Origin of the sequence: Bacteroides sp. HPS0048, assembly GCF_964240755.1 — a bacterium.
Classification (GTDB): Bacteria; Bacteroidota; Bacteroidia; order Bacteroidales; family Bacteroidaceae; genus Bacteroides; species Bacteroides nordii.
Genome location: NZ_CAXSVC010000010.1, coordinates 149,876 through 168,247 on the forward strand (window position 1 = coordinate 149,876; position 18,372 = coordinate 168,247).

Annotated in this window: 14 protein-coding genes; 8 read left to right on the forward strand and 6 right to left on the reverse strand. The window is 39.9% G+C overall.

Annotated features, from left to right (window positions below; all coding sequences use genetic code 11):
- Nucleotides 1-40 precede the first annotated feature (40 nt).
- The 7 genes from ACESQI_RS10500 (at nucleotide 41) to ACESQI_RS10530 (ending at nucleotide 8,412) form a co-directional block, all read left to right on the forward strand.
- A complete protein-coding gene (locus ACESQI_RS10500; RefSeq protein WP_002561518.1) occupies nucleotides 41-826 on the forward strand; it encodes a 3'-5' exonuclease in 786 nt (261 codons plus the stop codon).
- 63 nt (nucleotides 827-889) lie between these two features.
- A complete protein-coding gene (coaBC, locus tag ACESQI_RS10505; protein WP_373126020.1) occupies nucleotides 890-2,083 on the forward strand; it encodes a bifunctional phosphopantothenoylcysteine decarboxylase/phosphopantothenate--cysteine ligase CoaBC in 1,194 nt (397 codons plus the stop codon).
- A 38-nt stretch (nucleotides 2,084-2,121) separates the two neighbouring features.
- Entirely contained in the window at nucleotides 2,122-3,030 is a 909-nt protein-coding gene (locus ACESQI_RS10510; RefSeq protein ID WP_007486805.1) for a DUF4835 family protein, read from the forward strand.
- Between the two features lie 144 nt (nucleotides 3,031-3,174).
- Nucleotides 3,175-4,839, forward strand: a complete 1,665-nt coding sequence (gene recN / locus ACESQI_RS10515; protein ID WP_002561521.1) for a DNA repair protein RecN — start codon at nucleotides 3,175-3,177, stop codon at nucleotides 4,837-4,839.
- 122 nt (nucleotides 4,840-4,961) lie between these two features.
- On the forward strand, nucleotides 4,962-5,720 hold the full coding sequence (gene rlmB, locus ACESQI_RS10520) for a 23S rRNA (guanosine(2251)-2'-O)-methyltransferase RlmB (RefSeq protein WP_373126022.1): 759 nt from the start codon (nucleotides 4,962-4,964) through the stop codon (nucleotides 5,718-5,720).
- A gap of 130 nt (nucleotides 5,721-5,850) precedes the next feature.
- The gene (locus ACESQI_RS10525; RefSeq protein WP_025867606.1) at nucleotides 5,851-7,554 is read left to right on the forward strand and encodes a serine protease; all 1,704 of its coding nucleotides are present in this window, start codon (nucleotides 5,851-5,853) and stop codon (nucleotides 7,552-7,554) included.
- 483 nt (nucleotides 7,555-8,037) lie between these two features.
- Nucleotides 8,038-8,412 (forward strand): RidA family protein, encoded by a 375-nt coding sequence (locus tag ACESQI_RS10530; protein WP_002561524.1) that lies wholly within the window; start codon nucleotides 8,038-8,040, stop codon nucleotides 8,410-8,412.
- Here ACESQI_RS10530 and ACESQI_RS10535 read toward each other — a convergent pair.
- The gene (locus tag ACESQI_RS10535; RefSeq protein WP_373126024.1) at nucleotides 8,380-9,678 is read right to left on the reverse strand and encodes a folylpolyglutamate synthase/dihydrofolate synthase family protein; all 1,299 of its coding nucleotides are present in this window, start codon (nucleotides 9,676-9,678) and stop codon (nucleotides 8,380-8,382) included. The genes ACESQI_RS10530 and ACESQI_RS10535 overlap by 33 nt on opposite strands.
- A 133-nt stretch (nucleotides 9,679-9,811) precedes the next feature.
- Between ACESQI_RS10535 and ACESQI_RS10540 the strand changes: the two genes are divergently transcribed.
- Nucleotides 9,812-11,137, forward strand: a complete 1,326-nt coding sequence (locus tag ACESQI_RS10540; RefSeq protein WP_195661082.1) for a PhoH family protein — start codon at nucleotides 9,812-9,814, stop codon at nucleotides 11,135-11,137.
- 208 nt (nucleotides 11,138-11,345) lie between these two features.
- Here ACESQI_RS10540 and ACESQI_RS10545 read toward each other — a convergent pair whose 3' ends face one another.
- From ACESQI_RS10545 to ACESQI_RS10565, 5 genes are all read right to left on the reverse strand, one after another.
- A complete protein-coding gene (locus tag ACESQI_RS10545; protein WP_373126026.1) occupies nucleotides 11,346-13,334 on the reverse strand; it encodes a glycoside hydrolase family 97 protein in 1,989 nt (662 codons plus the stop codon).
- A 560-nt stretch (nucleotides 13,335-13,894) separates the two neighbouring features.
- On the reverse strand, nucleotides 13,895-14,371 hold the full coding sequence (locus ACESQI_RS10550; RefSeq protein ID WP_373126027.1) for a UpxZ family transcription anti-terminator antagonist: 477 nt from the start codon (nucleotides 14,369-14,371) through the stop codon (nucleotides 13,895-13,897).
- A gap of 56 nt (nucleotides 14,372-14,427) precedes the next feature.
- Entirely contained in the window at nucleotides 14,428-15,123 is a 696-nt protein-coding gene (locus tag ACESQI_RS10555) for a CpsB/CapC family capsule biosynthesis tyrosine phosphatase (RefSeq protein WP_195449939.1), read from the reverse strand.
- A 39-nt stretch (nucleotides 15,124-15,162) separates the two neighbouring features.
- Complete coding sequence (locus ACESQI_RS10560; RefSeq protein ID WP_229105836.1) at nucleotides 15,163-15,828, reverse strand: tyrosine-protein phosphatase; 666 nt, start codon at nucleotides 15,826-15,828, stop codon at nucleotides 15,163-15,165.
- A gap of 71 nt (nucleotides 15,829-15,899) precedes the next feature.
- The gene (locus ACESQI_RS10565) at nucleotides 15,900-18,365 is read right to left on the reverse strand and encodes a tyrosine-protein kinase (RefSeq protein WP_195661080.1); all 2,466 of its coding nucleotides are present in this window, start codon (nucleotides 18,363-18,365) and stop codon (nucleotides 15,900-15,902) included.
- Nucleotides 18,366-18,372 lie beyond the last annotated feature (7 nt).

Below are 18,372 nucleotides of genomic sequence, written 5' to 3' on the forward strand. Positions count from 1 at the left end.
GGGTTTTCGATTTTTAACAGATAAAGACTTTAAACAGAATATGAAATTAAACCTTAAGAATCCTATCGTTTTCTTCGATCTTGAAACGACGGGTACAAACATCAATGCAGACCGGATCGTAGAAATTTGTTATCTCAAGGTATATCCAAATGGAAATGAAGAGACTAAAACTATGCGTATTAATCCTGAGATGCATATTCCTGAAGCTTCTTCTGCCGTACATGGGATTTATGATGCAGATGTGGCAGATTGCCCTACTTTTAAGGAAGTAGCAAAAAATATAGCCAATGATATTGAAGGTTGCGATCTGGCAGGATTTAACTCTAATCGTTTTGATGTACCTGTGCTTGTAGAAGAGTTTTTACGTGCAGGAGTCGATATAGACATTAGTAAACGTAAGTTTGTAGATGTTCAGGTCATTTTCCATAAGATGGAACAGCGTACACTTTCTGCTGCCTATAAGTTTTATTGTGAGAAAAGCTTGGAAGATGCACATACTGCCGAGGCCGATACACGTGCAACCTATGAGGTCTTGAAAGCGCAACTTGACCGTTATTCGGAAGAATTACAGAATGACATTGCATTTCTGGCAGATTACTCCAGCTTCAACAAGAATGTAGATTTTGCCGGACGTATGGTGTATGATGATAACGGAGTAGAGGTTTTCAATTTCGGTAAGTATAAAGGTCAGTCCGTGACAGAAGTTTTGAAGAAAGATCCTGGATATTACAGCTGGATTCTGAATAGTGACTTTACACTCAATACCAAAGCGATGCTGACAAAAATCAGGCTGAGAGAAATGAGTAATATGAGTTATAAATTATGATTTATGGCATGCGATGTATAGCGCACTAACTAAGTTATAGTTCATTAATCAAAAATTACAAAGTTGAAAGGTAAAAAAATAATTCTTGGGATCACTGGTAGTATTGCTGCTTACAAAGCCTGTTATATCATTCGGGGGCTTATAAAGCTGGGTGCTGAAGTGCAGGTCGTTATTACTCCTGCAGGGAAGGAATTTGTTACTCCTATTACACTATCGGCATTAACAAGCAAGCCTGTTATCAGTGATTTTTTTGCACAGCGGGACGGTACATGGAATAGTCATGTGGATCTTGGTCTTTGGGCTGACGCTATGCTGATAGCCCCCGCCACTGCTGCTACTATCGGTAAAATGGCAAATGGAATTGCCGACAATATGCTGATTACTACTTATCTATCTGCCAAAGCGCCTGTTTTTGTGGCACCGGCAATGGATCTCGATATGTATGCTCATCCTTCCACTCAAAAGAATCTGGATATTTTACGTTCGTATGGCAATCATATTATAGAACCCGGTACGGGCTTTCTGGCAAGCCATCTTGTGGGGAAGGGACGTATGGAAGAGCCCGAAAATATTATTCGTGTTCTTGCTGCTTATTTTTCGGCCAGTGGTGATCTGGCAGGGAAAAAGATATTGATCACTGCCGGTCCTACTTATGAAAAGATAGATCCGGTACGTTTTATTGGTAATTACTCTTCCGGAAAGATGGGTTTTGCACTTGCCGAAGCGTGTGCCGGACGAGGTGCAGAAGTGACATTGGTTACTGGGCCAGTGTGTTTACAGACATCCCATCCGTGTATTCATCGCGTTGATGTGGAAACTGCTGCAGAGATGGCCAATCAGGCGCAATTGTATTTTCAGCAGGCAGATGCCGGTATTCTTTGTGCTGCTGTAGCAGATTTTACACCGGAAACGACAGCCGGTTATAAAATAAAGCGAGAGAAAGATGATCTGACGCTCCGTCTTAAGCCTACGCAGGATATTGCTGCTATGTTGGGGCAGGTTAAAACATCAAAGCAGAAATTGATAGGCTTTGCACTTGAAACAAATGACGAGCAACACAATGCCCAGAGTAAGTTGGAACGGAAGAATTTCGACTTTATCGTGCTTAATTCTCTGAATGATTCCGGAGCGGGATTTCGGTATGATACAAATAAAATCAGTATTATTGACCGGCAAGGGCATACGGATTATCCGTTAAAGTCGAAGTCGGAGGTTGCACAAGATATAATTAATCGTTTGGTGGAGGAATTGCAATGAAGTATACAGGGGGGATACGGAACATAAGGTGTGGTGTAATGTGGAAGATATTGAGTGCTTCCGTGGTATGGTTGTTTCCTTTGTTTCTTTCTGCCCAGGAACTTGATTGTAAAGTGACTGTCAACCATGCTCAGGTGCAGGGAACGAATGTACAGGTATTCAAAACACTTGAAACCGCACTGACCGAATTTATCAATGAACGCCACTGGACACAAGCACAGTACGAGATTAATGAACGCATTCGTTGTTCTATGAATCTTACTGTGAAAGGATATAATGAGAATGAAGGTCGCTGGACATGTGAACTTATAGTACAATCTACCCGTCCGGTGTATCAGTCTGGTTATCAGTCTACCGTGTTTACTTTCAAGGATAATAATGTAGAGTTCAATTATCGTGAATTTGATCCGTTGGAGTTGCGTGATAATCTGATAGATAATAATCTCACTGCTGTTATTGCCTATTATGCTTATCTGATGATTGGCCTGGATATGGATACTATGTCACCAAAAGGCGGAACAGAGCTTTTTCGTGCTGCTGAAAATGTAGTGACTGCCGCACAGTCTCTGAATGAAAAAGGATGGAAGGCTTTTGATGACAGTCGTAACCGCTACGCTATTGTTTCCGACTATCTGGATGAGGGTATGAGTCCACTTCGTCAGATGATGTACGAGTACCATCGAAAGGGAATGGATGAAATGGTAACCAATGCCACTCGTGCACGTGCAACTATTACTGCTTCGCTTGCCGGATTGAAACAGGCGCGTGATACTAAACCGATGTCTTCATTGCCAGTAATATTTACCGAAATAAAGAAAGACGAACTGGTCAATATTTATGGTGGAAAATCGCCTGCAGCCCAGAATGAACGGGAACAGGTATATCAGATTCTTTCAAATATTAATCCTTCGCAAAACAGTGTATGGGACAAAATAAAATCAAAATAATGTGCCGGTTATGCTAATGTGGTTAATGAAAAGAGACTAAAGAATTAGAGAGATTTAAATAATTAAATAATTAAATAATTAATAAAATTATGTGCGCAGCCAATTGGCACATTGATTAATTGGTATATTGGCACATTATTATATATGCTACGTTCACTGTATATTCAGAATTACGCCTTAATAGAGAAGTTGGATATCCACTTCGATACAGGATTTTCTGTCATCACGGGTGAAACCGGTGCCGGAAAGTCTATTATACTGGGGGCTATTGGTCTGCTATTAGGGCAGCGGGCTGATGTGAAGGCTATCCGTCAGGGGGCATCTAAGTGTATTATAGAAGCTCGTTTTGATGTTTCTTCCTATGGTATGAAATCTTTTTTTGAAGAGAATGAACTGGAGTTTGAGGACGAATGTATTCTTCGTCGTGAAGTGCAGGCGTCGGGCAAGAGCAGGGCTTTCATTAACGATACTCCGGCTTCGTTGACACAAATGAAAGAATTGGGCGAACAGCTGATTGATGTGCATTCCCAGCATCAGAACTTATTATTGAATAAGGAAGGTTTTCAACTTAACGTACTTGACATTTTGGCACACAATGATGATGCGTTGAGTACTTATCATCGGCTTTATACAGACTGGAAACATCTGGATAAAGAGCTTGACGAATTAATAACGTTGGCCGGACAAAGTAAGGAAGATGAAGACTATATTCGTTTTCAGCTTGAACAACTTGAAGAGGCACATCTTGTCGAGGGTGAGCAAGAAGAGCTGGAACAAGAGTCGGAAACGTTGAGCCATGCCGAAGAAATAAAGGCTGGATTATACCGTATTGAACAGAACTTTACTTCCGATGAAGGTGGTTTACTGGCTGCATTAAAAGAAAGTTCAGGTTCTCTTTCAGCTTTGCAAAAGGTGTATTCACCTGCAACAGAACTTGCAGAACGTATGTATAGTAGCTTCATTGAGCTGAAAGACATAGTAGATGAAATTAGCGCCCAGAGTGAAAATATAGAATTTAATCCTATTCGTCTGGACGAAGTTAATGACCGTTTGAATCTGATCTATTCTTTGCAGCAAAAGCATCGTGTGCAGACTGTTGAAGAATTAATAGGATTGACGGAGGGATATAAAGAGAAATTGTCGGCTATCACTTCGTTTGACGATCGTATTGCTGCTCTGACAGCCGAAAGAGATATCCTGTATAATAAAGTGAAAAAACAAGCGGGGGTTCTAACAAAGGCTCGTGTTGCTGCCGCCCGTGAAGTAGAGAAGCAGATGGCTTCCAGATTGATACCGTTAGGTATGCCTAATGTACGGTTTCAGGTAGAGATGGGGGTACGTAAAGAACCCGGATTGCAGGGGGAGGATACGGTTAACTTTCTTTTCTCTGCCAATAAGAACAGTGCATTACAAAACATCTCGTCTGTAGCTTCCGGTGGTGAGATCGCTCGCGTCATGTTATCTGTTAAGGCAATGATAGCCGGAGCAGTAAAACTCCCTACCATTGTGTTTGACGAAATAGATACCGGTGTTTCCGGTGAGATTGCTGATCGCATGGCAGACATTATGCAGGAGATGGGAGAGCAGGAAAGACAAGTGATAAGTATCACCCATTTGCCGCAGATCGCTTCCCGTGGATGTGCACATTATAAGGTGTATAAGCGTGATAGTGATACTGAGACAAATAGCCACATTCGTCGTCTTACTGATGAAGAACGGGTGGAAGAAATAGCACATATGCTGAGCGGTGCTACTTTGACGGAGGCAGCGTTGAGTAATGCAAAAGCGTTATTAGGATTTACGATTTGATGATTTACTATTTACGATCTAGCTGCGTAAGGCAGGAAGAGTAAATGTAGAAATGGAAGAATCGCAAATAGAGAGTATTTTTTTATAGTAAATTGTATATAGTTAAATAGTAAATAAATAAGATGATTGATCAAAGTGAAATGATTTTCGGTGTCCGTGCCGTAATAGAGGCTATACAAGCAGGTAAAGAGATTGATAAAATTCTGGTAAAGAAAGATATCCAGAGTGATTTGTCAAAAGAGTTGTTTGCAGCCTTGAAAGGTATGCTTATTCCGGTGCAGCGTGTTCCGGTAGAGCGTATCAACCGCATTACCCGTAAGAATCATCAGGGAGTAGTAGCATTTATCTCTTCTGTGACTTATCAGAAGACGGAAGCTCTTGTACCTTTTTTGTTTGAACAGGGTAAGAATCCGTTATTTGTTATGCTGGATGGTATAACGGATGTCCGTAATTTTGGAGCTATAGCCCGTACCTGTGAGTGTGCTGCGGTAGATGCTGTTATCATTCCGGCCCGGGGTAGTGTGACGGTAAATGCAGATGCAGTGAAAACTTCTGCAGGAGCTTTGCATACTCTACCTGTTTGCCGTGAACAAAGTTTGAAGAGTACTTTACAGTTCCTCAAAGATAGTGGCTTTCATATTGTGGCTGCCACCGAGAAAGGAGATTATGACTATACGAAAGCCGATTATACTACTCCGACATGTATCATTATGGGGGCCGAAGACAAGGGAGTATCTTATGAGAATCTTGCACTCTGTGACGAATGGGTGAAGATTCCGATGTTGGGTAGTATTGAGTCACTTAACGTATCTGTGGCTGCCGGCATTTTGATATATGAGGCTGTGAAACAACGTCACAGTGACCTAGTAGTTAGAATTTAGTAGTCAGTAGTCAGAATCTATGCAGCGTGATAACTTTTAAACCGAATGGATTCCAGCTACCAGCTTCTAACTACTAACTACTAACTTTTAACTGCCAGCTACTAACTACTAACTTTTTAATTTTTAATTTATGAAAAAGATTCTGTTACCTTTAATACTTATTTGTATGTCGGTACAATGGAGTATGGCACAAGCCCCTAAGTGGGTGGAAAAAGCTAAACGTGCTGTATTTTCTGTAGTGACTTACGACAAGAACGATAAAATACTCAATACCGGAAATGGCTTCTTCGTTACTGAAGATGGTATAGCCCTGTCGGATTATTCTCTTTTCAAAGGAGCGGAACGTGCCGTTATTGTTAACTTTGAAGGAAAACAGATGCCGGTAAATGCCATTCTTGGAGCAGATGATATGTATGATGTGATCAAATTTCGCGTGGCTATCACTGAGAAGAAAGTTCCTGCGCTGGTAATAGCTACTACTGCTCCTGCTGTAGGGGCAGAGGTGTATCTGCTACCGTATTCTACTCAGAAAGATCGTACATGTACATCGGGAAAAGTACAAAAGGTGACTAAGGTAGGAGAGAATTATAATTATTATACGCTTGATATGCGTTTGAAAGACAAGATGGTGAGCTGTCCTGTGGCTACGACGGATGGTCAGGTGTTCGGGCTTGCACAGAAGTCATCCGGCAAGGATACTACCAACATCTGTTATGCTGCCGGAGCCGCTTTCGCCATGTCTCAAAGCATTAGTGCACTGTCTCTCGGTGATCTTACTTTGCGCAATATTGGTATCAAAAAAGGACTACCTGAAACAGAAGAACAGGCACTTGTGTATTTGTATATGGCTTCTTCACAATCTACTCCCGAAGTATATATGTCTTTATTGGATGATTTTGTGAAGCAGTTTCCGAACAGTCCGGATGGATATCTTCGCCGGGCTTCAACAACTGTTTTTAATGCAAAGGATGATGCTGCGTTTGATAAAGCGGCGGCCGATATGGAGCAAGCCTTAAAAGTAGCGCAGAAGAAAGATGATGTGTACTATAATATGGCAAAACAGATTTATAGTTATCAACTTGGTAAACCTGAGAAAGTATATAAAGATTGGACGTATGACAAGGCTTTAGAGTATGTTCATAAGGCATTGGCTATTGATTCTTTGTCTGTTTATGTACAGTTGGAAGGAGATATTCAGTTTGCAAAGCAAGATTATCCGGCAGCATTGGTTAGTTACGAAAAAGTGAACCGTACCAATCTTGCGTCCCCTGCTACCTTCTTCAGTGCTGCTAAAACGATGGAATTAATGAATGCCGATCCGAAAGCAGTGCTTGCTGTGATGGATAGCTGTGTAGCACATTGTCCACAGCCGATTTCCGCAGATAATGCTCCTTATGTGTTGGAGCGTGCCCAGATGAATATGAATGCAGGAGAATATCGTTCGGCAATGCTTGATTATGACACTTATTTCAAAGCAGTGGATGGCCAGGTGAATGACGTATTCTATTATTACCGTGAGCAGGCGGAATTTAAAGCCCGTCAGTATCAGCGTGCTCTGGATGATATTGCTAAAGCTATTGAACTCAATCCGAAAGAGTTGACTTATCGTGCTGAACAGGCAGTAATAAATTTACGTGTGGGACGTTATGAGGAAGCGCTAAAAGTGCTGGATGAGGTATTAGCAATTGATCCTAAATATGCTGAAGCTTATCGTTTGAAAGGAATTTGCCTGATACAACTGAAAAAGCAGGAAGAGGCTTGTGCCAACTTTGCCAAAGCAAAGGAACTGGGTGATGCCAATGTGGATGAATTGATAAAAAAACACTGTAAATAGGTTTTAAGTTGGTAAGTTTTTGAGTTCTCATAGTAAATCCTCATATGATAACTATATGTATAGAAAGGATGTATTAAAAGCTCATCAACTTACCAACTCAAAAACTCATCAACTCAAAAACTCACTAAAAAATTTCACAGAAATGGCGAAGCCCCTGTCCACGCAGTTGGATAGGGGCTTCTTTTTGGAGATTTTTATAAAAACACTCTCTCTCTCTCATCTCCTTACTTAGTCAAGCTTAGGTTTTAGTTCCTTAAAGTTAGTCTTGTATTTTCTCTTGTATAACTATATAATAAATACGGAGGTATGCAGAATACTGCATTGGCTTCTGCTTTTTTTCTTAGAATTTTTATCAGAGTCTTTTTTTTACTATCTTCGAAGCGTAAAATAACGTGTCAATGAGCAGGATACACCGGTTTATTGGTTAACCATGTGTACTAATTGACACATTGATACATCATTAATAATAAAATAGAGAACAGAATGAAGAAAGTAATTTGTAGTGAAAAGGCTCCGGGAGCAATCGGACCCTACAGTCAGGCTATTGAAGCCAATGGTATGGTGTTTGTATCAGGACAGCTGCCTATTGATGCTACTACCGGAGTAATGCCGGAAGGAGTGGAGGCACAGGCTCGCCAGTCTTTAGAAAATATTAAGCACATCCTGGAAACAGCCGGACTGACAATGGCGGACATTGTCAAAACGACTGTATTTCTGCAGGATATGTCTTTGTTTGCCGGTATGAATGGCGTATATGCAACTTATTTCAACGGAGACTTCCCGGCCCGTTCTGCTGTGGCTGTGAAAGCTTTGCCGAAAGATGCCTTAGTTGAGATTGAGTGCATTGCGGCTCGCTAATAAATCTGCAACAATAAAACTACTGCCTCCTACAAAGATAAAGTCTTTGGGGAGGCTTTTTTCTTGTGCTGCACGTACGGCGCTCTCCACTGACGGATAGGTAGTACCTTTCAGGCCAAATTCATTGGCTATACTTTGCAATTCTCCTTCCGGCAAGGCTCGTTTTACACTTGCTTTTGTGAAATAATAACTCGCTTCCTGAGGCAACAGACTTAATACACCGCGAATGTCTTTGTCATTTACCATACCTATTACAATGTGCAGATGGTGGTAAGGGATCGATTTTATTTGTTGGGTGATATACGTAATTCCGCCGATATTGTGCCCCGTGTCGCATATTAATAAGGGAGCATCACTTAATTGCTGCCATCGCCCCATTAGTCCTGTCAATTCATTGACATGAGAAAACCCATTACGAACACTTTGCTCTTCAATCCGATATCCCAAAGCTTTCAGTTCTTTTAAAGCATGCAGTATTGTATTGGTGTTTTTTATCTGATAACATCCTCCAAGTTCTCCCTCTAAACGGGGATACTCCTGAGTTTCGTATACCAGCATATTACTTTGAGAGTTCGCATTTAAGACAAGTGTATTATCTTCTGCAAATACGATGGGAGCATTCATTTCTGTCGCTTTTTCAACAAATACCGGTCGGGTTTCTTCTGTCGCTTCTCCAATTATTACCGGGATTTCCTTTTTAATAATTCCCGCCTTTTCTCCTGCAATCTTTGCCAGTGTATTACCCAGAAACTGTGTATGGTCAAAGCTGATATTAGTAATGATACATAGATCCGGAGCAATGATATTGGTACAGTCGAGTCGTCCTCCCAGTCCCACTTCAATGATTGCTACATCCACCTTTTCATCGGCAAAGTAACGGAAAGCCATAACCGTAGTCAATTCGAAAAAGGAGGGATGGAGCGGTTCAAAGAAAGACCGGTGTTTTTCTACGAAGTTTATAACATATTCTTCAGGCATCATCTCTCCGTTGATACGGATACGTTCGCGAAAATCGACAAGGTGAGGAGAAGTATAAAGCCCCACCCGATAGCCTGCTTCTTGAAAAATAGCGGCAAGCGTATGGGAGCAGGAGCCTTTACCGTTCGTTCCTCCTACATGAATGGTACGGTATTCACGATGAGGATGTCCGAAGTATTCATCTAATATTTTAGTGTTTTCCAGTCCTTCTTTATATGCTCCGCTTCCTATTTGCTGGAACATGGGTACACTCTCATATAAGTACGTTAAAGTGTTCTGATAGTCCATCTTTTATAATATTTAACTGGCAAGAAATCTTTATTGCCCTTTTATTTCTTATCTTAGGTGCCACAATCCTTCATCGTAGTGACTGATTGCTTTAACGGATTGCAAATATCAACATTTTAAATCTAAGAAGAGTATGGGAACTAAGAAAAATTTTGTGCTTGACACAAATGTTATCCTTCACGACTACAATTGCTTGAAGAATTTCCAAGAGAATGATATTTATCTCCCCATCGTAGTGATTGAAGAACTGGATAAGTTCAAGAAAGGGAATGAACAGATTAATTATAATGCCCGCGAATTTGTCAGAGAACTCGATTTGATTACAGATGATAATCTTTTCACGAGTGGTGCCTCATTGGGAGAGGGGCTGGGACGTTTGTTTGTTATTACGGGTGAAGTCGATTCTCCGGCTGTACGTGATTCTTTTCCTTCGCGTAAGCCCGATCATCAGATTCTGGCCGTAGCAGACTATCTGGCGCACAAGCATACTAATATGAAGACTATACTGGTGACTAAGGATGTCAATCTACGTATGAAAGCCCGTTCTATTGGTGTGATTTGTGAAGATTACATTACTGACAAAGTGGTGAATGTAGATATCTTTGAGAAGTCCAATGAAGTATTTGAGGGAATTGATCCTACGCTGATCGATCAGATCTATTCTGCCCGGGAAGGACTGGATATCAACGAGTTTGATTTTAAAAATATTATTCGTCCTAACGAGTGCTTTATATTGAAAAGTGATCGTAGTAGTGTACTTGCCCGTTACAATCCTTTTACCCATACTATTTGCCGGGTCAATAAAACGAAGAATTATGGAATTGAACCTCGCAATGCCGAACAAAGTTTTGCTTTTGAAATATTGAATGATCCCAATGTGAAACTGGTTGCTTTGACAGGTAAGGCCGGTACTGGTAAAACTCTTTTAGCATTAGCTGCTGCCTTAGGCAATCTGATTGATTATAAGCAGATTTTATTGGCACGTCCTATTGTGGCTCTTTCCAATAAAGATCTGGGCTTTTTGCCGGGTGATGCAAAGGAGAAAGTCGCTCCTTATATGCAGCCTTTATTTGATAATCTGAATGTAATCAAACGCCAGTTTGCAGCTAATTCCACTGAAGTGAAACGTCTGGAAGATATGCAGAAAAGCGAGCAATTGGTTATTGAAGCGTTGGCATTTATTCGTGGGCGTAGTCTGAGTGAAACTTATTGCATCATTGATGAAGCTCAGAATCTTACTCCTCACGAAATAAAAACGATCATTACCCGTGCGGGCGAAGGTACTAAGATGGTGTTTACCGGAGATATCCAGCAAATCGACCAGCCTTACCTGGACAGCCAATCCAATGGATTAGTTTATATGATTGATCGTATGAAAGAGCAAAATATCTTTGCCCATGTCAATTTGGTGAAAGGTGAACGTAGCCAGTTGAGTGAATTGGCAAGTAATCTGATGTAATGACTTATAAATAAGAATAGGGACACTATAAATCCTACTTATTTATTTTGTTCCATAAAAATACGTATTTAATACATTGTTAAAATGCATATTAACAGCGTCTTAAATACGTATTCTTATAGTATAAAAGTACGTACTTTTAAGCAATAAAAAACTGGTTTGTCAAAAGTGTTAAAAATAACACTAACAAAGATTTTTATTTGATCCCTTATTCTATTTTCATTGCAAATCCACCTCCGGGTGCGAGATGTATTTTCACTTTATCTTTATCATTCAACTTGATGTTTTCTTTTTTATAATCCCGTCCGCTGCGATGTGCGTTTATACCATCTTTAAACAGGGTAACTGTTTTTCCTTTTTCTTTTAAGAATGATAAATCGACTTCTATATCGCGTGCATCCCAATTAGTCATTCCACCCACATACCAGGTATTGCCGTGTCTGCGGGCTGTTACTATATATTCGCCGATCTTGCCATCAAGAGTGATACTTTCGTCCCATACGGTAGGTACGTTTGCAATAAAATCCAGTGATTCCGGTTCGCGCATGTAGTTGCTTGGTGCATCGCAAAGCATGTTGAACGGAGATTCCAGTATGATGTACATGGCCAATTGATGACATCTTGTACCCTGACTCATTGGTTCTGAATTGCAAGGATAATAGTTACCTTTTGCCGCATTGCGCATGGCACCTTGCGTATAATCCATTGGTCCTGCCACTTGGCGGATGAAAGGAATAATGACATCATACTTCATCTGGTCTACAGCAGGGCTCCATTTCATCTGTTCCAGTCCGTGCACTCCTTCAAAGTTCAGAACATTGGGATATGTGCGGTTCATTCCGGCAGGTTTGTATGTGCCATGCAGGTCGAGTATCAGTTTGTGTTTTGCACAGGTTTCAGCAGCACGGTAGTTAAAGTCTACCATTTCCTGATCATCACGATCCATAAAGTCTACCTTGAATCCTTTCACACCGATATCGGCATAGTGTTTACAGATATTCTCCATATCCCGGTTGAATGCGTGAAAACCTGCCCATAGGATGATACCTACGTTCTTTTTCGCACCATAATCTACCAGTTCTTTGATGTCGATTTCTTTCACAACCTGCATCAGGTCAGCTTTCAGGTTTACTGCCCAGCCCTCATCGAGAATAACATACTCAATACCATGTGCTGCTGCAAAGTCTATGTAATATTTATAAGTTGCATTGTTGATTCCGGATACGAAGTCTACTCCGTCAATGTTCCAATTATTCCACCAGTCCCATGCCACTTTACCGGGTTTGATCCATGAGATATCAGCCACTCGTGAGACTGCTCCTAATTTGTAAGTCATGTCACTGTTTGCCAAATCTTTGTCTGTAGTAGAGAGGAGCGCTATGCGCCAAGGGAATGTTCGTGGACCATTCACTTTGGCTATATAGTGTTCGCGTTGTTGTACTTGCATTTGTAGCATGTTGTGCCCACCCTGTTTGGTAACTTTAGGATATTGCGCTTGCTTACCGGTCAGGCTGTTATTACCGTTTGCATTAGTCAGATAGAGTCCGGGGTAACTTTCCAGATCCGATTCTGTGATACAGATCTTTTTACCGTTTCCTACTTCAACTACCAACGGCAGAAACATCATTCTTCCTTTGTTTAGTTTTGAAAGCCGGTCGGTGGTATAAGCATTCTCAAATGAATTCATAAACTGAGACTCATAATCTCCATCTTTTCCGGGTCTTACGTAGGGCACTGTAGCCATGGCATCATCGTTAAATTGGTAGTTGACCTCTTCACTTTGGATATTGAATGGCTTCTTCCGTTGATTGATAAAACGATAAGCTATTCCATCGTCGTATGCACGAAACTCCAATCCCCATTGTTTTTTAAATGTCAGTTTCAATTCGTTATATGTATCCTGGATTTTATCTTTCTTGTAGAATGGTGAAAGGATTGTTTCATTCACGTTTCGTTTGTTGCTTTTGGATAGTTTGGCATTATCACCCCATACTTCTCCATCACTTAACATTAATGAAATGGGGGAGGGGGACAGGACGGATTGTCCATCATGTGTAATGTCATAGGTGATTTTTTCGCCAATGTTAATAGTTGTACTGATACGTCCGTTGGGTGAAGTCAACGTAAATTGTTTTTGTGCGTAAGCTGTGGTTATCAGAAACAGGCTGCACAGCAGGGTCATTTTTAGTTTTCTCATGGTATATAAATGTTTAATTAGACCTTGGTTATTTAGGTTGCTAATATGAAATCGTGTTGTGATATATAAAGTTGTTACAAATATACAATGAAAAAATATAAAAAACTGAGTTTGAGATAGATTTGATTTATAATTGAATAGATATGAGCAAAACTCACTACAGAGTAGCACAGAGTATTATTTATCTGATGAAACGCGGATTAACACAGATAAACACAGATTAAAAGACTGTATTTCTTTATCTTAGATTTGTTTCCCTTTGCGAAAATCTGCGTTAATCTGAGTTTCAATAAAGATTTAAACTCTGTGGAACTCTGTGTTACTCTGTGGTGAAATACCATACAGAAGTGAATAAAAAATTCCCCCTTTACTGGCCACGCCTGGTCAGAAGGGGGAAACACAAACAAACAATAATATTAAGAAACTGGCGTGATTCACATCAGACCAACTCCCTGTTTCCCTTTCGGGAAAATACAGTACTGAGATTGAATAACAGTACTATATGCCTTCAAAAAACTATTAATTCTGTTGTTGTGCCATTTTCTTATTATTGTAGATACTTATTCGGTGACTTCACTCCATGGATAAGGATATTTTTCCAGATTTGTCAGTGTATCTACAATCTCTTGTTCCTCCGCTGTTAACTCTCTTTTCCCCCAACCGTCTATTATAGCATGAGCTTTTGCTGCCAGTTCGTCATCAAATACTTCACCATAACAGTAAGTCAGTAGTTGACATTTCAAAAGAGAAGGAGAGAGTTTTTCCAATACTTTCCATGAGCGCTCCAGAATTGTTTGCTTTCGGGTTTCTATATCATTGGTATAGATAAGAGCGTTATATCCCATCAACAAAGCGAGGCAAAGGAGTGCTTCTTCTTCATCGGTAGAGGCTTGAGCTGTGAACAAAACATTTGCTTTTTGCAGCACTTCTTTGTTCTGTTGGCAGAGTGAATCTGCATATATAGGTGAATCATTTACACCCAGATATAACAGCTCGTGGGCTAAATGTTTTAATTCTTGAATTTGATTTGTTAGCATATGATTATTGAATTTAAATTAGTAGCATTTAAAAGAGTGATTTCGTTATTTATTTCTTATTGTAGAGTATTTACTTTATTGCATACGATGGTAATTCCTAATTTAGACAAACCTGCTGTCCATTCATCTTCATTTGAATTGAAATACTCACTGTAGTGCATTATTTTGGTATCTTCTATTCCGGAAAAAGCATATGTGTACAGGTCTCTTCTTAGTAACATTCTACTATAATTCAGTGCATCATCACCATTGTATCCAAAGAAAGAATAGAGATTCATCATGAGCTTGCAACCTTTTTCTTTGAGCCGTACAAAGTCCTCTGTTCCCCAATAAATACTTCGTTCCGGTTGCATGACTACAGGGATATAACCTATGTTTATAATAGAGTCAAGCACTTCCCAAAAGCTATCATTTTTTAGCAGGGGATGAACATCAATAAGCAATTCTTTATGCCCGTCAATGGTCAGTAGATCTTCAGTGTCCAGCATCTTTTCAAAAGCATTATCCAGGCGATATCTGGCAGAAAGTTTCAGTTCAATGCTTCCATTATACTGATTTTTTAAACTATTGAATACTTTCTCGAGATTCTCTGTTGTGTTCTCAGGATTCTCTTTTTTCACAGGTGGAACACATGTCACCTGCTTTATTCCTATATCTTCCAGATAGTTCAACAGTTCCATTGATTTGTCCGGAGATAAGGCCCAGGCATCTGTACCTGGTAAGAGGTAGGGCTGAAAGTCAGTATAAATCATTAATCTTGCTTTTAATGTAGGTACAGTTTCCTTATTTTATTAAAGAAGGTTGTTGTTGTCTATTAATGTCTTTACTAACTGTTGCTGTGAACGTGATAACCGTATTCGTGAAAGGGCATCCATATAAATCTCCAGATGGTGAAGATCAGAACCGGCAAAGTCGTAAAAACCTGCTTTTAATAATACTTGAGACCGTTGTAATACTCTTTTGCCATATGTACCTGCCAACGACATCAGATTTAACTGAAACTTACAACCATTTTTCTTTAGTGCAACCAGTTCCTCTTCGCGCATATACAAATATCGTTCCGGATGTGCTATAATGGGTTTATAGCCACTTACTTGTAACTCATAAAGCATGTGACGGAGGTCAGGAGGTGCCGATAGATAGGAGGTCTCCACTAATACATGGCAATCCCCTAAAGTCAGCAATCCCTCTTCCGTCTGTTTCTTAAATCCTGTGTCCAGCATATACTCGCCGGCCAGCCGGAGCTCAACAGGAGATTTATTCTTTTTACAAAACTCTTCGAAACGCTTTTGAAGAAAGTCGGGATGGTTTTCAATGATATCTTCCATAATATGAGGTGTGAGAAAGATTCTTCTGACACCTATTTCATACAGGTATTCAATGGCAGCAAGAGATTCTTCTACAGAAGCCATCCCGTCATCTACTCCGGGAAGGAGATGGGCATGAACGTCTGTCATGCCCTTTAAGAGTCCCGATTTTAAGATATTTGTTTCTGATGAAAGCCAGGAAAACATAGAGTAGTTTTTGATTATTTATTAAAAAGATTGGAGATACGTTTTTTCAAACGCTTTGTCAAACTTTTGTTTTTACTTTTTCGTCCTTCATCATTTCCATATCCATAGCCGTATCCATAACCGTACCCATATCCATAACCATAACCTTTACGGTCATAATTGACTCCGTTAAGCACGATGGCCATATTACGTAATTTATCCAGTTCGTACATTCGTTCCAGATTCGGAAGCTGGCGATGATCCATTATTCCGGCACGTACTACATAGATAGTTAGGTCTACTACTCGATTGATAATTGAAGCATCGGCTACGATGTCTACCGGTACGTTGTCCAGAATAACATAGTCATAGTGTTTTTTTAACTCTGTAACTATGCGGTCAAAACGTTCACTCAGAAGAAGTTCGGCAGGATTGGGAGGAACAGGACCGGCAAAGATGATATCGAGATTTTTATATTTATCATTTGTGATAATAATATCTTCAATCTTATCTGTTTTTCCCGATAAATAGTTGGTAAGTCCCATACGAGCCGGAATATCAGTGAAAATATTGCTCAAAGTACCTTTGCGGATATCCACATCGACCAGGATAACCTTCTTATTCATTTGTGCGATACTCATAGCCAGGTTACATGAGATAAATGTTTTTCCGGCTCCGGGATTAGAGGATGTCAGCATTACTACCTGAAGGTTTTCAGTTTTCACACGCATGAAGTCCATATTAGTCCGGATAATGCGGAATGCCTCGGATATTGGGCTACGGCTATTCTCGTGAACGATGATAGGAGATTCTTTTCTGTCTTTCTCACTACATTGGGGAATATCACCCAGAATGGGTACACTTAGAGCATCTTCCAAATCTTTACGGGTACGTACTTTGGTATCCAATGTCTTTTGTAACCAGAAGAATATCATAGGAATAGCGCCTCCTATCAGAATGGCTGCAAATAAAATAACCATTGTCCTGGGAGCTACAGGCTTGCTACTACCCGATGCCGGATCGATAATACGTGCATTACTTTCTGTGATAGCCTGTGTTAAAGCATTCTCTTCACGTTTGTTCAGCAGATAGAGATAAAGCTCTTCTTTTATTTTTTGCTGTCGTTCTACCGTTAGTACATATTTTTGTTGAGCAGGTACAGCTTCAATACGTTTCTGGGTTTGCTCTTCATGTTCCCGGTTATTCTTTAATTTGATGTTCAATCCAACGATTAGGTTGTCCACGGAGCGGATAATCGTCTGTTTCATTGCAGCCAGAGAATTATTCAGGTCGATAACAATGGGGTTCTTGCTACTACTGCCTGAAACCAATTTATCACGTTTAAGCAACATTTCATTGTACTCACTGATTTGAGATTCCACACTGTTGTCAGAAATACCGGTATTGGCAGGAATTAGGTCTGCATTCTTTTGAGGATCTACTAAATAATCTTTAATATATTTGGCAATGCTTAGTTGATTTTCGAGGCTAAGTCCTTCCTGGCGATAAAGGCTTGTGTTTGCCAGATACATGCCTGTTTCTGACGTGATATCGGTCAGTTGATTTTCACGTTTGAATGCTTCAATGTTGGCATCCACTCCACCTAATTCACGTTCGATAATTATCAGACGTTCATTGATGAAATTTGAAGTGTTTACTGCTATCTGATTTTTATCATTAATAGCGTCTTCATTATAAATGGCAATTGCCATATTGATTACGTCTTCTGCACGTGCTATTGAGACATCTTTTAAAGTAAGATTAATGATTGTGGCAGTTTTACTGGCAAGGGACACTTCCATGCTACTTTGATAAGCATCTACAACCCTTTCCATGTTGGATTTAGTGACTGAGATGGGTTTCTCGTAAAAATTGTCTGAATAATACAAAGTTGGCATTACTACCATTGTACCAACTGGAGTTTGTATTGTATCGTGTAAGTTTACTTCCAGTACCTCGTTTGAAGTGACTTCTCCATCTCCAACACTCATTTTCAGATCAGATAGCCTGACTCTGGCTGAATCAATTGGAGTTACTGTTACAAGGATTGATTGCCTCTCTTCTGCTTCAGGGAAAGAAAGTATTATTGGAGAGTGTGTATAAAGTTCTTTATTCCTTAATCCCTCTTTTATTTTATAGCTAATATCTAAATGCAGCCGACGTGCAACTTCTTCCATTAAATGTCGGGATTGAAATATAAGTACCTCATTGTCAACATTCCGTTTTCCTCCGAAAAGTCCTAAATCTGCAAAGGCAGAAGATTCACTTATCCCACCTCCTTTTGAATCATCACGTATTAAAACAGAGGCTTTACGACTATATATTTTGGATGAAGATTGTAAATAAAAGAAGGCAATACCTACACACAGGAAAATAGATAGTATAAACCAATAACGGTTACTCCATATTAGCTGTAGAATATCAGCAATATTAATTTCTTCTTCCTTTTCAGAAGATTTGGAGGCTTTTGACTCTTTATTAATTTTTTGTTCAGTACTCATTATTTAA

Coding starts and splice junctions, on each gene's coding strand:
- ACESQI_RS10560 (WP_229105836.1), bottom strand. CDS start 15,828: ATGACAGACGTTCATGCCCATCTCCTTCCCGGAGTAGATGACGGGATG.
- recN (WP_002561521.1), top strand. CDS start 3,175: ATGCTACGTTCACTGTATATTCAGAATTACGCCTTAATAGAGAAGTTG.
- ACESQI_RS10530 (WP_002561524.1), top strand. CDS start 8,038: ATGAAGAAAGTAATTTGTAGTGAAAAGGCTCCGGGAGCAATCGGACCC.
- ACESQI_RS10540 (WP_195661082.1), top strand. CDS start 9,812: ATGGGAACTAAGAAAAATTTTGTGCTTGACACAAATGTTATCCTTCAC.
- ACESQI_RS10535 (WP_373126024.1), bottom strand. CDS start 9,678: ATGGACTATCAGAACACTTTAACGTACTTATATGAGAGTGTACCCATG.
- ACESQI_RS10555 (WP_195449939.1), bottom strand. CDS start 15,123: ATGATTTATACTGACTTTCAGCCCTACCTCTTACCAGGTACAGATGCC.
- ACESQI_RS10510 (WP_007486805.1), top strand. CDS start 2,122: ATGTGGAAGATATTGAGTGCTTCCGTGGTATGGTTGTTTCCTTTGTTT.
- ACESQI_RS10500 (WP_002561518.1), top strand. CDS start 41: ATGAAATTAAACCTTAAGAATCCTATCGTTTTCTTCGATCTTGAAACG.
- ACESQI_RS10565 (WP_195661080.1), bottom strand. CDS start 18,365: ATGAGTACTGAACAAAAAATTAATAAAGAGTCAAAAGCCTCCAAATCT.
- rlmB (WP_373126022.1), top strand. CDS start 4,962: ATGATTGATCAAAGTGAAATGATTTTCGGTGTCCGTGCCGTAATAGAG.
- ACESQI_RS10525 (WP_025867606.1), top strand. CDS start 5,851: ATGAAAAAGATTCTGTTACCTTTAATACTTATTTGTATGTCGGTACAA.
- ACESQI_RS10550 (WP_373126027.1), bottom strand. CDS start 14,371: ATGCTAACAAATCAAATTCAAGAATTAAAACATTTAGCCCACGAGCTG.
- ACESQI_RS10545 (WP_373126026.1), bottom strand. CDS start 13,334: ATGAGAAAACTAAAAATGACCCTGCTGTGCAGCCTGTTTCTGATAACC.